The organism is Amycolatopsis deserti (genome assembly GCF_014653945.1).
Lineage (GTDB): Bacteria > Actinomycetota > Actinomycetes > Mycobacteriales > Pseudonocardiaceae > Amycolatopsis_E > Amycolatopsis_E deserti.
In genome coordinates this window covers 1,521,981-1,536,346 of sequence record NZ_BNAU01000001.1, presented here as the reverse complement: position 1 = coordinate 1,536,346, position 14,366 = coordinate 1,521,981, and the positions used below count along the sequence as shown (strand labels likewise).

The window sequence follows — 14,366 nt, the reverse complement described above, 5'->3', positions numbered from 1 at the left end:
AAAGGCGTCCTGTCGTGTCCGAAGTTCAGTCCAGCAGTTCCGCCACGCCCGAGCGGGGCACCGCGCGCGTCAAGCGCGGCATGGCCGAGATGCTCAAGGGCGGCGTGATCATGGACGTCGTCACCCCCGAGCAGGCCAAGATCGCCGAGGACGCCGGTGCGGTGGCCGTGATGGCGCTGGAGCGGGTGCCCGCCGACATCCGCGCGCAGGGCGGGGTCGCGCGCATGAGCGACCCGGACCTCATCGAGGGCATCATCAACACGGTGTCCATCCCGGTGATGGCCAAGGCGCGCATCGGCCACTTCGTCGAGGCGCAGGTGCTGCAGTCGCTCGGGGTGGACTACATCGACGAGTCCGAGGTGCTCACCCCGGCCGACTACGCCAACCACATCGACAAGTGGGCGTTCACCGTGCCGTTCGTGTGCGGGGCGACGAACCTGGGCGAGGCGCTGCGCCGCATCAACGAGGGCGCCGCGATGATCCGCTCCAAGGGCGAGGCCGGCACCGGCGACGTGTCGAACGCGACCACCCACATGCGCAAGATCCGCGCCGAGATCCGGCGGCTGACGTCGCTGCCGGAGGACGAGCTGTACGTGGCGGCCAAGGAGATGCAGGCCCCGTACGAGCTGGTGCGCGAGGTCGCGGAGAAGGGCAAGCTGCCGGTCGTGCTGTTCACCGCCGGCGGGATCGCGACGCCGGCCGACGCGGCGATGATGATGCAGCTGGGCGCCGAGGGCGTGTTCGTCGGATCGGGGATCTTCAAGTCGGGCGACCCGGCCAAGCGCGCCGAGGCGATCGTCAAGGCGACCACGTTCCACGACGACCCGGACGTGATCGCGAAGGTGTCGCGCGGCCTCGGCGAGGCGATGGTGGGCATCAACGTGGACGACGTGCCGGAACCGCACCGGCTCGCCGAGCGCGGCTGGTAGGCGCGGCCGGAGGTCGTCCCTCCGCCGGAGTTTCGTCCGCACGAAGGGGCCAGTCGTGAAGGCGCGAGTGGCCCTTTCGTGGCGCGCGAGAGGTCCTCCCGTGCCGCGGAACGGTGCTGTCGTGCCGGAGGAGCCGGCTCACCCGCCTGCGGGAGCCCCAGCGGCCGGGAGCTCCGACGGCGCGCCCGCCGGGCATCGCCCCGAGGCGTGCTCGCCCGGGCCTCACGCACCCGGCGAGGCCCGCGGCGGAATACAGTAATCACCACGCGTTTCAGGAGGTCAGGTGTCCGCGGTACCGGTGATCGGCGTGCTCGCGCTCCAAGGGGACGTGCGGGAGCACGCCGCGATGGTCGAGCGCGCCGGCGGGCGGGCCGTCACCGTCCGCCGGGAGCCGGAGCTCGCCGCTGTCGACGGGCTCGTCCTGCCCGGCGGCGAGTCCACCACGATGTCGCGCCTGCTGGAGACCTTCGAGCTGCTCGAACCACTCCGGCAGCGGCTCGCCGGGGGCATGCCGGCCTTCGGGTCGTGCGCGGGCATGATCCTGCTCGCCAAGCAGGCCCTGGACGGCCGCCCCGACCAGCACCAGCTCGGCGCGCTGGACGTCATCGTCCGGCGCAACGCCTTCGGCCGCCAGGTGGACTCCTTCGAGGAGGACCTCGACTTCGCGCGACTGGCCGGCGGCCCCCTGCACGCGGTCTTCATCCGCGCCCCCTGGGTGGAAAAAACCGGCGACGGGGTCGAGGTCCTGGCCACGGTGCCCGCGACGGAGACCACCGGCGCTAGGATCGTCGCGGTCCGGCAGGGGCCGGTGCTCGCCACGGCCTTCCACCCGGAGCTGACCGGGGACGATCGGGTCCATCGCCTGTTCGTGGAGATGGTGCGGGACGCGGCGACGACGAGCGAGACGGAGGAGAGATGAGCGGCCACTCCAAGTGGGCCACCACGAAGCACAAGAAGGCCGCCCTCGACGCCAAGCGTGGCAAGCTGTTCGCGAGACTCATCAAGAACATCGAGGTCGCCGCGCGGACCGGCGGGGGCGATCCCGAGGGCAACCCGACCCTCTACGACGCCATCCAGAAGGCGAAGAAGAACTCGGTCCCGCAGGACAACATCGAGCGCGCCCGCAAGCGCGGCGCCGGTGAGGAAGCGGGCGGCGCGGACTGGCAGACGATCAACTACGAGGGCTACGGCCCCAACGGCGTCGCCGTGCTGATCGAGTGCCTGACCGACAACCGCAACCGCGCGGCCGGCGAGGTGCGCACCGCGCTGACCCGCAACGGCGGCTCCCTCGCCGACCCGGGCTCGGTGTCGTACCTGTTCAACCGCAAGGGCGTGGTGATCATGCCCAAGAACGACCTGTCCGAGGACGACGTGCTGATGGCCGTCCTGGACGCGGGCGCCGAAGAGGTCAACGACCTCGGCGACAACTTCGAGATCGTCTCCGAGGCCACCGACCTGGTCAACGTCCGCAAGGCGCTGCAGGACGCCGGCTACGACTACGAGTCGGCCGACCCGACGTTCCTGCCGTCGGTGAGCGTCCCGCTCGACGCCGAGGGCGCCAAGAAGGTCTTCCGGCTGATCGACGCGCTCGAGGACTGCGACGACGTCCAGAACGTCTACGCCAACTTCGACGTGTCCGACGAGGTGCTCGAAGAAGTCGGCGCCTAACACCCGCGACCACCGAGGCCCCCCGGCGCACCCGCACCGGGGGGCCTTGGCGTGCAACGGAAATTTTCCACCGACGGGGGCTGTCCGGGCTCGGCCCGTGTACGGCAGAATGCCGCCCGTGACCGAGACCCTCGCGCCCGAAGACTCCGACCTCCTCGAGTGGATCGTCAACCAGGCCGAGACCCGCGGCAACGCGGTGATCTCCGTGGCGGGCGACGATTCCGGGGCCGGGTACGCGTTCACGGCGTGCGTGTGGGCGCTGCACGAGGTCCCCGAGGCCGTCGTCGTCGGGCTGCCCGAGCAGATGGCCCCGGTCCTGCTCGACGCCTACGTCGACCGCGCGGCCAACGGCGAGGAGTTCGTGCCGGGCAAGGTCTACGACGACTTCTTCGAGGGCGTGCCGGTCACCTTCGAGCGCGTCGCCAAGGGGCACTACCTCGAGTACTTCGGCAGCGCGTTCCTGGTCTACCCGGACGGCGACTTCCCGGCCGTGCAGATCATCGTCGCCACGCCGGACGGCCACTGGCCGTGGAGCGCGGGCGCGCCGGAGGGTTTCGCCGACTGGCAGCCGGTGCTCACCGAGAGCGGCGCGCCGGAGAGCTGGACCCCGGGCGTCGACGGTCCTTAGTGGACGATCATCCGTCCCGGCGCGTCGTGCCGGGACGGCGCGGCCCGGCGCGGTAGCCTCACCTCGAACGCGTGTTCGGCGGCAGGAGGGCGATCGGTGCGAGTGCTCGGCGTGGACCCCGGGCTGACCCGGTGCGGGCTCGGCGTGGTGGACGGGGGCACCGGCCGCACCGTCAGCTGCGTGGCCGTGGACGTCGTCCGCACCCCGGTCGACGACACCCTGGAGCGGCGCCTGCTCGCGGTCTCCGACGCCGTCGAGCACTGGCTGGACACCTACCGCCCGCAGGCGGTCGCCGTCGAGCGTGTTTTCAGCCAGCACAACGTGCGCACCGCGATGGGCACCGCGCAGGCCGGGGGAGTCGTGGCGCTGGCCGCCGCCCGGCGCGGGCTGCCGGTCGTGTTCCACACCCCGAGCGAGGTCAAGGCCGCCGTCACCGGCAGCGGCCGCGCGGACAAGGCGCAGGTCACCGGCATGGTGACCCGGCTGCTCGGGCTCGCGCAGGCGCCCCGCCCGGCCGACGCGGCCGACGCCCTCGCGCTGGCCATCTGCCACCTGTGGCGTCAGCCGATGCGCGACCGCCTCGCCGAGGCCGAGGCCCGCGCGGCCGAACTCGCCCGCGCGCACCAGGCCCGGCTCGCCGCCGCGGCGAAGGCGGCCAATACCGTGTCGGCGGCGGTTCCGCGCCGGAGGAACACGCGGACACCAGGGAAGGGAGTGCGGGGATGATCTCCTCGGTCCGGGGCGAAGTGCTCTCGGTCGGGCTCGACCACGTCGTGGTGGAGGTCGGCGGGGTCGGACTCGCGGTGCAGGCCACGCCGTCCACGCTGGCCACGTTGCGGCGCGGCGAAGAGGTCCGTCTCTACACCTCGCTGGTGGTGCGCGAGGACTCGCTGACCCTGTTCGGTTTCGCCGACGCCGAGGCCCGCGAGCTGTTCGGCCTGCTGCAGACCGTCTCCGGCATCGGCCCGCGCCTGGCGCTGGCCGCGCTGGCCGTTCTCGATCCGGACAAGCTGCGCACCGCGCTGGCCGAAGGCAACATCACCGTCCTCACCCAGGTGCCGGGCATCGGCCGCAAGGGCGCCGAGCGGCTCACCCTCGAGCTGCGCGACAAGGTCACCGCGGCCGGCGCCGGCGCCGAGACCACCGCGGCCCCGGCCGCCGGCGCGGTGCGCGCCGAGGTCGTGGAGGCCCTCACCGGCCTCGGGTTCCCCGCCAAGCAGGCCGAGCAGGCCGTGGAGAAGGTGCTCGCCGCGGGCCAGGCCGACACCACCCCGGCCGTGCTCCGCGCCGCGCTGAGCACCCTCGGGCGCAAGTGAGGCAGCTGACGCGTGCACGATGACGAGGTGACCGAGCACCCGGCGGACGAGACCCTCTCCGCGCTGCCCCAGCTGGGCGAGCGTGAGATGGAGACGACGCTGCGCCCGAGCCGGCTGAGCGAGTTCATCGGCCAGCCCCGCGTGCGCGAGCAGCTGGAACTGGTGCTGGAAAGCGCCCGGCGTCGCGGGGTCCCGCCGGACCACGTGCTGCTGTCCGGCCCGCCCGGCCTGGGCAAGACGAGCCTGGCGATGATCGTCGCGGCGGAGCTGGACGCGTCCATCCGCATCACCTCCGGCCCGGCCCTGGAACGGGCCGGCGACCTCGCCGCGATGCTGTCCAACCTCGCCGAGGGCGACGTGCTGTTCATCGACGAGATCCACCGCATCGCCCGCCCCGCCGAGGAGATGCTGTACCTGGCGATGGAGGACTTCCGGGTCGACGTGGTGGTCGGCAAGGGGCCGGGCGCCACCAGCATCCCGCTGGAGATCGCCCCGTTCACCCTGGTCGGCGCCACTACCCGCTCCGGCGCCCTGACCGGCCCGCTGCGCGACCGGTTCGGCTTCACCGGCCAGATGGAGTTCTACGCCGATCACGAGCTCGACCAGGTGATCCGCCGCTCGGCGAAGATCCTGGACATCGAGATCGACGCCGAGGGCAGCGCGGAGATCGCCCGCCGCTCGCGCGGCACGCCCCGCATCGCCAACCGGCTGCTGCGCCGTGTCCGCGACTACGCCGAGGTGCGCGAGGACGGCCGGGTCACCCTGGCCGTCGCGCGCGCCGCGCTGGCTGTCTACGACGTCGACGAGCTGGGCCTGGACCGGCTGGACCGGGCCGTGCTGGAGGCGCTGGTGCACTCCTTCGGCGGCGGCCCGGTCGGGGTCTCCACGCTCGCCGTCGCCGTGGGTGAGGAACCGGCGACGGTGGAGGAAGTCTGCGAGCCCTACCTGGTGCGCGCGGGTATGCTCGCGCGCACCCCGCGTGGCCGGGTGGCGACGCCGAGTGCCTGGGAACACCTGGGTCTGCGCCCACCGCCCCGCCCGGACCAGGCAGGGCCTACCCTGTTCGACTAACCGGGTGCTGGCCTGGTCAGTGGTGCCTGGCACACTCGAAAGAGCACATCCGGACAAATAGGTGTGGCGGCCGGGGGCCGTGACACCGAATGGAGAATCATGGAACAGCTTTTCCTGCCGTTGCTGCTCATGCTCGTCGTGGCGATCCCGCTGGTGATGGGCACCCGGAAGCAGAAGCGTGCCGTGCAGGAGCAGCAGAAGCTGCAGAGCAGCCTGTCCGAGGGCGACCGGGTGATGACGACCTCCGGCCTCTACGGCACGGTGGCCGACACCAGCAACGACACCACGATCGACATCGAGATCGCGCCCGGTGTCGTGACGACCTGGCTGCGCCAGGCGGTGCGCGAGAAGGTCGCGCCCGAGGTGGTCGACGAGGTCGAGGCCGACGAGGACGACGAGACCGTGGTGGAGACCGCCGAGGTCACCGAGACCCCGGACACCACGGTGGCGCCCAAGGCCCAGGCCGACGAGAAGACCGCTGCTTCCTCGCTGGAGAGCGAGAAGAAGTAGCCCGTCGCCAGCGCAACACCCCGGCGTCCGACGGTGACGCCGGGGTCAACGCCGCGTTCACAACGCGGCGAGTAGTGTCTGCGTACCGCCGCGTAGGCGGCACGAGTTCCCGCGTAGCTGACCGTCGAGGAGAACGACCACCGTGGCACCACCGGCCGGGCGGATCCGCCCGGGACGCTATCTCGGCTTCTTCGTCCTGATCGTGGTCGTGCTCTACGCCCTGGTGTTCTTCACCGGCGGCGGCAAGCCCACCCCGAAGCTGGGCATCGACCTGCAGGGCGGCACCCGGGTGACGCTGAGCGCCCGCACCCCGGACGGCTCGGCCCCCTCGCGCGAGTCCCTCAACCAGGCCCGCCAGATCATCGAGACCCGCGTCAACGGGATCGGCGTCAGCGGCACCGAGGTGATCCTCGACGGCAGCAACATCGTCATCACCGTGCCCGGTGAGCAGGGCGACCAGGCCAAGAAGCTCGGCCAGACCGCCCAGCTCGGCTTCCGCAAGGTGATCGACGCGCAGACGGTGACCACCCCGCCGGTCGCGCCGCCCGCCGGGCAGGCCGACGACCCGGCCGCGATCCAGCAGGCCAAGGCCGCCCGCCAGGCCGCCGACCTGGTGACCGGCAGCGGCGACACGCTCGCCGCAGGCCCCACGGCCGCGCAGGCGCTGGCCGCGTTCACCTGCTCCACGCAGGACCCGCTGCGCGGCAACGACGACCCGAACCTGCCGCTGCTCGCCTGCGACCAGACCGGCACCGAGAAGTACCTGCTCGGCCCGGTGTTCCTGAAGGGCACCGAGATCGACAACGCGATGTCCTCGGCGCCGGCGCAGAACAAGCCCGGCTGGACGGTCGACCTGTCGTTCAAGTCCGACGGCCGCCAGACATGGGCCGACTTCACCACGAAGAACATCGGCCAGCGCGCCGCGTTCGTGCTCGACACCCAGGTCGTGTCCGCGCCGACGATCCAGAGCGCGATCCTGGACGGCAACACCCAGATCAGCGGCAACTTCACGCAGGCCCAGACCAAGGACCTCGCGGACATCCTGAAGTACGGCTCGCTACCGCTGTCGTTCACCTCCTCCGACGCCACCACCGTGTCGGCCACGCTCGGCCTGGCCTCGCTCAAGGCGGGCCTGATCGCCGGCGGCATCGGCCTGGCCCTGGTGTTCGTCTACTGCCTGGTCTACTACCGGCTGCTCGGGGTGCTCACGGTCGTCTCGCTGGCGCTGTCCGGCCTGATCGTCTACGCGGTCCTTGTCCTGCTCGGGCGCTGGATCAACTTCACCCTGGACCTGGCCGGGGTCGCCGGGTTCATCATCGCCATCGGTGTCACCGCGGACTCGTTCGTGGTGTTCTTCGAACGGCTCAAGGACGAGATCCGCGAGGGTGGGCGCAGCTTCCGGTCGGCGGTGCCGCGTGGCTGGGTGCGCGCCCGGCGCACGATCCTCGCCTCGGACGCGGTCATGTTCCTCGCGTCCGCGGTGCTCTACGCCATCGCGGTCGGCGATGTCCAGGGCTTCGCGTTCACCCTGGGCATGTCGACCGTGCTCGACCTGATCGTGGTGTTCCTCGTGACGCACCCGCTGGTCGCGCTGGCGTCGAAGTCGAAGTTCCTGTCCCAGCCGAAGCTCACCGGCCTCGGCGGCGTGCAGACGCTGGCCGCGCAGCGCCGGTCCGCGCGCAAGGTGCCCGCCGGCGCGGGCGCGAAGGAGTCCTGACGTGGCAGACGAGCCGAACACCCAGAGCACCGACGCCGCGCCGGCCACGACGAAGGCCGGCAAGGAGAGCGTGTTCCACCGCCTCTACGTCGGCACCGGCGCCTTCGACATCGTCGGCAAGCGCAAGCGCTGGTACATCTTCTTCGCCGTCCTGGTGCTGGTCTGCATCGCCTCGATCGGCATCAAGGGCTTCAACCTCGGCATCGAGTTCGAGGGCGGCACCCAGATCCAGATGCCGGCGCGCGGCGCGAACGGCCCGATCACCGCCGACGCCGCCAAGCAGGCGTTCGCCGACGCGCTCGGTCAGCAGGCCGACTCGGCGCAGACGGTCGGCGTCGGCGACGCGGCCACCGTCGAGCTGCGCTCGGACACCCTGGACGCCGACCAGGTCGCCAAGGTCAAGCAGACCCTGTTCGACCGGCTCAAGCCGATCGGCGGCAACGGCCAGGCGAGCGTGCAGGCCATCAGCGACAGCGCGGTGAGCGCGTCCTGGGGCCAGGAGATCTCCAAGCAGGCGCTGATCGCGCTCGCCGTGTTCATGGTCCTGGTGACCGTGTTCCTCGCGGTCTACTTCGAACGCTGGATGGCGGTCACCGCGCTCATCGCGCTGGTGCACGACATCCTCGTCACCGCGGGCATCTACTCGCTTGTCGGGTTCGAGGTCACCCCGGCGACCGTGATCGGCCTGCTGACCATCCTCGGGTTCTCCCTCTACGACACCGTGGTGGTGTTCGACAAGGTCAAGGAGAACACCCGCGGCATCCTCGGCCTGACCCGCCGCACCTACGCCGAGACCGCGAACCTGGCGCTGAACCAGACGCTGATGCGCTCGATCAACACCTCGGTCATCGCGCTGCTGCCGGTGCTGGGCCTGCTGGTCGTCGGCTACATCCTGCTCGGCTCCGGCACGCTGCAGGACCTCGCGCTGGTGCAGCTGAGCGGCATGCTCGCCGGCGTGCTGTCGTCGCTGTTCCTGGCGACCCCGCTGCTGGTCGACTTCAAGATGCGCGACCCGAAGTACCGGCAGCAGGCCGACCGGGTCCGGGCGCGCCGCGCCAACCAGGCGCGCAAGGCCGCCGAGCGCGAAGAGGACTTCGACGCGAGCGACGACGAGGCGCTGGGCGCCGAGCTGCGCAAGGAGAAGGCGTACGCGGCCGCCGCGAGCGTCCCGGCCCGCACCCCGAAGGCGCAGCCGCGGCGCGGGCGGCCCTCGGGCAAGCGGAAGCGCTGACGTGGACCTGGAGCGTGCGCTCGGCCTGATCGCCGAGGTGCCGGACTTCCCGGAGCCCGGAGTGCTGTTCCGGGACCTGTCGCCGCTGTTCGCCGACGCCGACGGGTTCGCGGCGGTGATCGACGCCCTGGCGGCCACGGTCGACCCGGGCACCGACGTGCTGGCCGCGGTCGAGGCGCGCGGGTTCCTGCTCGCCGCCGCCGTCGGCTACGCCCGCGCGATGGGCGTGGTGCTGGTGCGCAAGCCCGGCAAGCTGCCCAGCGTGGCGGGCCGGGTGGACTACGCCCTGGAGTACGGCACGGCGACGCTGGAGCTGCCCTCGGGCGTGGTGCGGCCGGGGCAGCGGGCCGTGGTGGTCGACGACGTGCTCGCCACCGGCGGCACCGTCGCCGCGGCCTGTGAGCTGCTGGAAAACGCGGGCGCGACGGTCACCGGCGTGTCCGTGGTGATGGAGCTGGCCGCCCTCGACGGGCGGTCGGCGCTGAGCGGCCGGAAGGTCAGCTCGCTCCTGGTCACCTGACCGTTCGGCGCGCGAGCGCGGCGGTCGGCGCGGCTGGGAACAAGGAGGTGGCCCGCCGGGGTTACGCTTGGTGGTCTACAGGCCGCGCGATCAGCAGGAGGTGGGCTTGAGCCAGGAGCTCGAGAGCCCGGCGCCCGCCCGGGAGACCGCCGACAACCGCGGCACGCAGCCGCAGGGCGTGACCAGGGCACCGTCGGCCACGCGGCGGGTCCGCGCCCGGCTCGCGCGGCGGATCACCGCCCAGCGCGCCGCCCCGGTCAAACAGGTCCTGGAACCGCTCGCCGCGATCCACCGCGACCTGCACCCGAACGCGGACCTGAGCCTCCTGCAGCGCGCCTACGACGTCGCCGAGGAGCTGCACCGGCACCAGCGGCGCAAGTCCGGCGACCCGTACATCACGCACCCGCTCGCGGTGGCGACCATCCTGGCCGAGCTGGGCATGGACACCACCACGCTGGTCGCGGCGCTGCTGCACGACACGGTCGAGGACACCGGCTACTCGGTGGAGCAGCTGACCGCCGACTTCGGCGAGAAGGTCGCGCAGCTCGTCGACGGCGTCACCAAGCTGGACAAGGTCAAGCTGGGCACCGCGGCCGAGGCCGAGACCATCCGCAAGATGGTCATCGCGATGGCCCGCGACCCGCGCGTGCTGGTCATCAAGCTCGCCGACCGGCTGCACAACATGCGCACCATGCGGTTCCTGCCGCCGGAGAAGCAGGTCCGCAAGGCCAAGGAGACCCTCGAGGTGCTGGCCCCGCTGGCGCACCGGCTGGGCATGGCCACGGTCAAGTGGGAGCTGGAGGACCTCGCGTTCGCGATCCTGCAGCCCAAGAAGTACGACGAGATCGTCCGCCTGGTCGCCGACCGCGCCCCGTCGCGCGACATCTACCTGCGCAAGGTGATCGACGAGCTGACCGGCGCCCTCGGCGGCTCGCGCATCACCGCGAAGGTCGAGGGACGGCCCAAGCACTACTACTCGATCCACCAGAAGATGATCGTCCGCGGCCGCGACCTGGACGACATCCACGACCTGGTCGGCGTGCGGATCCTGGTCGAGGACGTGCGCGACTGCTACGCCGCGATGGGTGTCGTGCACGCGCTGTGGCAGCCGATGCCCGGCCGGTTCAAGGACTACATCGCCCAGCCGCGGTTCGGCGTGTACCAGTCGCTGCACACCACGGTGATCGGGCCGGACGGCAAGCCCCTCGAGGTGCAGATCCGCACCTACGAGATGCACCACACGGCCGAGTACGGCATCGCCGCGCACTGGCGGTACAAGGAAACCAAGGGCACCCATCACGGCACCGCCGTCGACATCGACGAGATGGCGTGGATGCGGCAGCTGCTCGACTGGCAGCGGGAGGCCGCCGACCCCGGGGAGTTCCTCGACTCGCTGCGCTACGAACTGGCCGCCCGCGAGATCTTCGTGTTCACGCCCAAGGGCGACGTGGTGACGCTGCCGGTCGGCGGCACGCCGGTGGACTTCGCCTACGCCGTGCACACCGAGGTCGGGCACCGGTGCATCGGCGCCCGCGTCAACGGCCGGCTCGTGGCGCTGGAACGCAAGCTGGAGAACGGCGACGTCGTCGAGATCTTCACCTCGAAGGCGGAGAACTCCGGGCCCAGCCGCGACTGGCTGACGTTCGCCAAGTCGCCCAAGGCGCGCGCCAAGATCCGCCAGTGGTTCGCCAAGGAACGCCGCGACGAGGCGATCGACGCCGGCAAGGACGCGATCACCAAGGAGGTCCGCAAGGTCGGCCTCCCGTTGCAGCGCCTGGTGTCGGCGGAGGCGATGGGCGCGCTGGCGGCCGAGCTGCACCACCCGGACATCAGCTCGCTGTACGCCGCGGTCGGCGAGGGCCACGTCAGCGCCAAGCACGTCGTGCAGCGGCTGGTGGCCCTGATCGGTGGCGTGGAGGAGGCCGAGGACGAGCTGGCCGCCCGGTCCACGCCGTCCACGGTGACGAGGCGGCGGGCGGGCAACGACGTCGGCGTGGTGGTCAAGGACGCCACCGACGTGTGGACCAAGCTGGCGCGCTGCTGCACCCCGGTGCCCGGCGACGAGATCCTCGGGTTCGTCACCCGCGGTGGTGGCGTCAGCGTGCACCGCACGGACTGCACGAACGCCGAGGACCTGCGCGCCCAGCCGGAGCGGCTGGTCGAGGTGGAGTGGGCGCCGTCGGCGAACTCGGTGTTCCTGGTGTCCATCCAGGTCGAGGCGCTGGATCGGCACCGCCTGCTGTCCGACGTGACGAAGGTGCTGGCCGACGAGAAGGTGAACATCCTGTCCGCGTCGGTGCAGACGTCGCGGGACCGGGTGGCGGTCAGCCGGTTCACCTTCGAGATGGGCGACCCCAAGCACCTGGGCCACGTGCTGAAGGTGGTGCGCGGCGTGGAGGGCGTCTACGACGTGTACCGCGTCACGTCCGCGTCGTAGTCAGCCGAGCGTGAGGACGAAGCCGAGCGTCGATGCATCGTCCTCGGTGGCCCAGATGATGCCCCGGTTGTCATTGCCCACGTGCACGCCGTACTGCTTCGCTCCGCGCGGAACGTCCGGAATCGTGAACGTGTAGGTCGTGACCACGGAGGTTGAGTAGCCACCGCGGCTCGCGCTCGGCTCCGATGCCTTGGTGAGGTAGCCGGTGGCGAGAATTTCCCGCTTCTCGTTGTAGACCTCGACCTGCGCTCCACTGTGGATGTCGCTGTACCCCACGCAGCCGTACGTGGACGTGCACGACACGGCCATGCTGCCGTTCAGCGTGAACGTCTTCCCACCGGCCGACTCCGCTCCCAGGGTCAACGCCAGGGTCACGGCACCCGCGATCAGGAGGAACGCGGCGATGGCAGAGACGATCCACATCGTCTTCGGCGCCCTTCGAGGCGCTACGGCGGGGGATGGCAGGGCCGGTTGTGCGGTCATAGCGGCGCATCCTCGGGCTGGGGCGCCCCCAGCGGACGCACTCGTCAGCCCAGTCGCGTCGATCTTGAACATTGTTAGCCATCCCGCATGGGACTCCCCACCCGGGTGAGACCCACGGCCGGTCGTGGTGGCCTGCCTCACGGCGCCCGGCCCTGCCCGACCTCTAGGGTCGGTTCATGGCACCAGGGCTGGAGTTCGCGCGCGAGGGGGCAGTGGCCACGCTGACGTTCGCGCGGCCGGAGAAGAAGAACGCGATCACCCACGACATGTGGGCGGCGATTCCGGACGTCGTGAGCGAAGTCGAGCGCGATGCGGCGCTCAAGGTGCTCGTGCTCACCGGGGCGGGCGACGACTTCTCCGCGGGCGCGGACATCTCCGAGTTCGGCAGCCTGCGCTCCACCGCCGACGGCGCCGCCGCCTACGACAAGGTCGTCGAGGGCGCGGTGACCGCGCTCGCCGGCATGACCAAGCCGACCGTGGCGAAGATCCGCGGCAACTGCATCGGCGGCGGCTGCCAGGTCTCCGTCGCCTGCGACTTCCGCTTCTCCGACACCACCGCGCGCTTCGGGATCACCCCGGCGAAACTCGGCATCGTCTACGACTTCCGCTCCACGCACCAGCTGGTGTCGCTGATCGGGCCCGCGCACGCGCGCTACTTCCTGCTGTCCGGCCAGCTCATCGACGCCGCCCGCGCCCGCGAGATCGGCCTCGTCAACGACACCTTCGCCGACGTCGACGCCGGGGTGTCGGACTTCGTCGCCACCCTGTGTTCCCGTTCGCAGGCCTCGATCCGCGGCATGAACCGGATCATCGGCAAGATCCTCGACGGACAGTCCGAAAGCGACAGCGAGGTCGAGGAGATCCGCTCCGCCGCCGTCCACGGCGAGGACTACGCCGAGGGCGTGGCGGCCTTCCTCGCCCGCCGCCCGCCGAAGTTCACCGCCTCCTGAACGCGAAAGCGGCCTGGGAGTCCACACCGGACTCCCAGGCCGCTTCGGCGACAGAACTCAGCCGATCGTCACCGCGGTGAACTTGACCTCCATGTTCGGCTTGCCGCCGCCGGGGCTTGGGTCGAAGCTGCCGTCGTGGCCGGCGCGGGCCACCTTGTCCAGCACCTGCAGTCCGGCGTCGGAGATCGAGCCGAACACGGTGTAGTCCGGGCTCAGCTCCGCCGGGCCGTACACCATGAAGAACTGGCTGCCGTTGGTGTTCGGGCCCGCGTTGGCCATCGCCAGCAGGCCGCGGCCGTAGGTCAGCTCGGGGAAGGTCTCGTCGGCGAACGAGTATCCCGGGCCGCCGCTGCCGGTGCCGGTCGGGTCACCGCACTGCAGCATCATCAGGCTCGTGTCGGTGCCCAGCCGCGCGCAGGAGGTGTCGGTGTAGTACCCCTGCTGCGCCAGGCTCAGGAAGCTGTTCACGGTGCACGGCGCGAGCGCGCGGTCCAGCGTCAGCGGGATGTCCCCGGCGGTGGTCTTCAGGGTGACGTTCACCGTCCCGGTGGACGGGATGTCCTTGCCCTGCGGCGGGTTGTTCGGCTTGGCCGCGGGCTCGCTCGGCGTGGCCGGGTACTGGCACTGCACCGGGTTCGCCAGCGGCGTCGGCCGCTGCGGCACCGCGGCGCGCTGCGCCGGGATGTTCAGCTCCGAGGACGGCGCCGTGGTCGGGGAGGCCGCGGCGTCACCGTTGTCGCTGCCGCGGGTCGCGAAGAACACCACCAGCCCGGCGACCACCACCACCGCGCCGACGGTCGCGCCGACGCCGACGATCTTCCGGCGTTTCGCCTGCTCCGCCCGGCGGGCCATCTGCCGCTCGAGCTTGCGCTTCGCGGCCTCACGGCGCTGCTGGTTGGTCGCCAC

The 14,366-nt window shown here is 71.3% G+C and carries 15 protein-coding genes; 13 read left to right on the top strand and 2 right to left on the bottom strand.

The genetic code is table 11. The features are described 5' to 3' along the window. Positions 1 to 14: 14 nt before the first annotated feature. The 12 genes from pdxS (at position 15) to IE290_RS07455 (ending at position 12,027) form a co-directional block, all read left to right on the top strand. On the top strand, positions 15 to 929 hold the full coding sequence (gene pdxS, locus IE290_RS07510) for a pyridoxal 5'-phosphate synthase lyase subunit PdxS (RefSeq protein ID WP_191243703.1): 915 nt from the start codon (positions 15 to 17) through the stop codon (positions 927 to 929). A gap of 283 nt (positions 930 to 1,212) precedes the next feature. Beyond that, entirely contained in the window at positions 1,213 to 1,848 is a 636-nt protein-coding gene (pdxT, locus tag IE290_RS07505; RefSeq protein WP_191243702.1) for a pyridoxal 5'-phosphate synthase glutaminase subunit PdxT, read from the top strand. Continuing rightward, positions 1,845 to 2,597 (top strand): YebC/PmpR family DNA-binding transcriptional regulator, encoded by a 753-nt coding sequence (locus tag IE290_RS07500; RefSeq protein WP_094008396.1) that lies wholly within the window; start codon positions 1,845 to 1,847, stop codon positions 2,595 to 2,597. Before pdxT ends, IE290_RS07500 begins: the two co-directional genes overlap by 4 nt. A 109-nt stretch (positions 2,598 to 2,706) precedes the next feature. Next, a complete protein-coding gene (locus tag IE290_RS07495) occupies positions 2,707 to 3,225 on the top strand; it encodes a DUF4262 domain-containing protein (RefSeq protein ID WP_191243701.1) in 519 nt (172 codons plus the stop codon). 96 nt (positions 3,226 to 3,321) lie between these two features. Continuing rightward, the gene (gene ruvC / locus IE290_RS07490; RefSeq protein WP_191243700.1) at positions 3,322 to 3,951 is read left to right on the top strand and encodes a crossover junction endodeoxyribonuclease RuvC; all 630 of its coding nucleotides are present in this window, start codon (positions 3,322 to 3,324) and stop codon (positions 3,949 to 3,951) included. Continuing rightward, positions 3,948 to 4,541, top strand: coding sequence for a Holliday junction branch migration protein RuvA (gene ruvA / locus IE290_RS07485; protein ID WP_191243699.1), 594 nt, complete (start codon positions 3,948 to 3,950; stop codon positions 4,539 to 4,541). The genes ruvC and ruvA overlap by 4 nt, the downstream gene beginning before the upstream one ends. An 87-nt stretch (positions 4,542 to 4,628) precedes the next feature. Then, positions 4,629 to 5,612, top strand: coding sequence for a Holliday junction branch migration DNA helicase RuvB (gene ruvB, locus IE290_RS07480; RefSeq protein WP_229874333.1), 984 nt, complete (start codon positions 4,629 to 4,631; stop codon positions 5,610 to 5,612). Between the two features lie 99 nt (positions 5,613 to 5,711). Further along, a complete protein-coding gene (gene yajC, locus IE290_RS07475; RefSeq protein WP_191243698.1) occupies positions 5,712 to 6,122 on the top strand; it encodes a preprotein translocase subunit YajC in 411 nt (136 codons plus the stop codon). A 142-nt stretch (positions 6,123 to 6,264) separates the two neighbouring features. Beyond that, positions 6,265 to 7,839, top strand: a complete 1,575-nt coding sequence (gene secD / locus IE290_RS07470; RefSeq protein ID WP_191243697.1) for a protein translocase subunit SecD — start codon at positions 6,265 to 6,267, stop codon at positions 7,837 to 7,839. Position 7,840: 1 nt separating this feature from the next. Further along, positions 7,841 to 9,070: a protein translocase subunit SecF gene (secF, locus tag IE290_RS07465; RefSeq protein WP_191243696.1), complete on the top strand. Its 1,230-nt coding sequence runs from the start codon at positions 7,841 to 7,843 to the stop codon at positions 9,068 to 9,070. Between the two features lies 1 nt (position 9,071). Further along, the gene (locus tag IE290_RS07460) at positions 9,072 to 9,590 is read left to right on the top strand and encodes an adenine phosphoribosyltransferase (RefSeq protein WP_191243695.1); all 519 of its coding nucleotides are present in this window, start codon (positions 9,072 to 9,074) and stop codon (positions 9,588 to 9,590) included. 106 nt (positions 9,591 to 9,696) lie between these two features. Then, the gene (locus IE290_RS07455) at positions 9,697 to 12,027 is read left to right on the top strand and encodes a RelA/SpoT family protein (RefSeq protein ID WP_191243694.1); all 2,331 of its coding nucleotides are present in this window, start codon (positions 9,697 to 9,699) and stop codon (positions 12,025 to 12,027) included. Here the strand turns inward: IE290_RS07455 and IE290_RS07450 are convergent, their stop codons facing one another. Next, positions 12,028 to 12,450 (bottom strand): hypothetical protein, encoded by a 423-nt coding sequence (locus IE290_RS07450; RefSeq protein ID WP_191243693.1) that lies wholly within the window; start codon positions 12,448 to 12,450, stop codon positions 12,028 to 12,030. A 236-nt stretch (positions 12,451 to 12,686) separates the two neighbouring features. Between IE290_RS07450 and IE290_RS07445 the strand changes: the two genes are divergently transcribed. After that, positions 12,687 to 13,460: an enoyl-CoA hydratase/isomerase family protein gene (locus IE290_RS07445; RefSeq protein ID WP_191243692.1), complete on the top strand. Its 774-nt coding sequence runs from the start codon at positions 12,687 to 12,689 to the stop codon at positions 13,458 to 13,460. Between the two features lie 57 nt (positions 13,461 to 13,517). Here IE290_RS07445 and IE290_RS07440 read toward each other — a convergent pair whose 3' ends face one another. After that, positions 13,518 to 14,366 carry a peptidylprolyl isomerase gene (locus IE290_RS07440; protein WP_191243691.1) on the bottom strand — a complete coding sequence of 283 codons (849 nt, stop codon included), beginning with the start codon at positions 14,364 to 14,366 and terminating at the stop codon, positions 13,518 to 13,520.

Coding starts and splice junctions, on each gene's coding strand:
- ruvB (WP_229874333.1), top strand. CDS start 4,629: ATGGAGACGACGCTGCGCCCGAGCCGGCTGAGCGAGTTCATCGGCCAG.
- yajC (WP_191243698.1), top strand. CDS start 5,712: ATGGAACAGCTTTTCCTGCCGTTGCTGCTCATGCTCGTCGTGGCGATC.
- ruvA (WP_191243699.1), top strand. CDS start 3,948: ATGATCTCCTCGGTCCGGGGCGAAGTGCTCTCGGTCGGGCTCGACCAC.
- IE290_RS07445 (WP_191243692.1), top strand. CDS start 12,687: ATGGCACCAGGGCTGGAGTTCGCGCGCGAGGGGGCAGTGGCCACGCTG.
- IE290_RS07450 (WP_191243693.1), bottom strand. CDS start 12,450: ATGTGGATCGTCTCTGCCATCGCCGCGTTCCTCCTGATCGCGGGTGCC.
- IE290_RS07495 (WP_191243701.1), top strand. CDS start 2,707: ATGCCGCCCGTGACCGAGACCCTCGCGCCCGAAGACTCCGACCTCCTC.
- IE290_RS07500 (WP_094008396.1), top strand. CDS start 1,845: ATGAGCGGCCACTCCAAGTGGGCCACCACGAAGCACAAGAAGGCCGCC.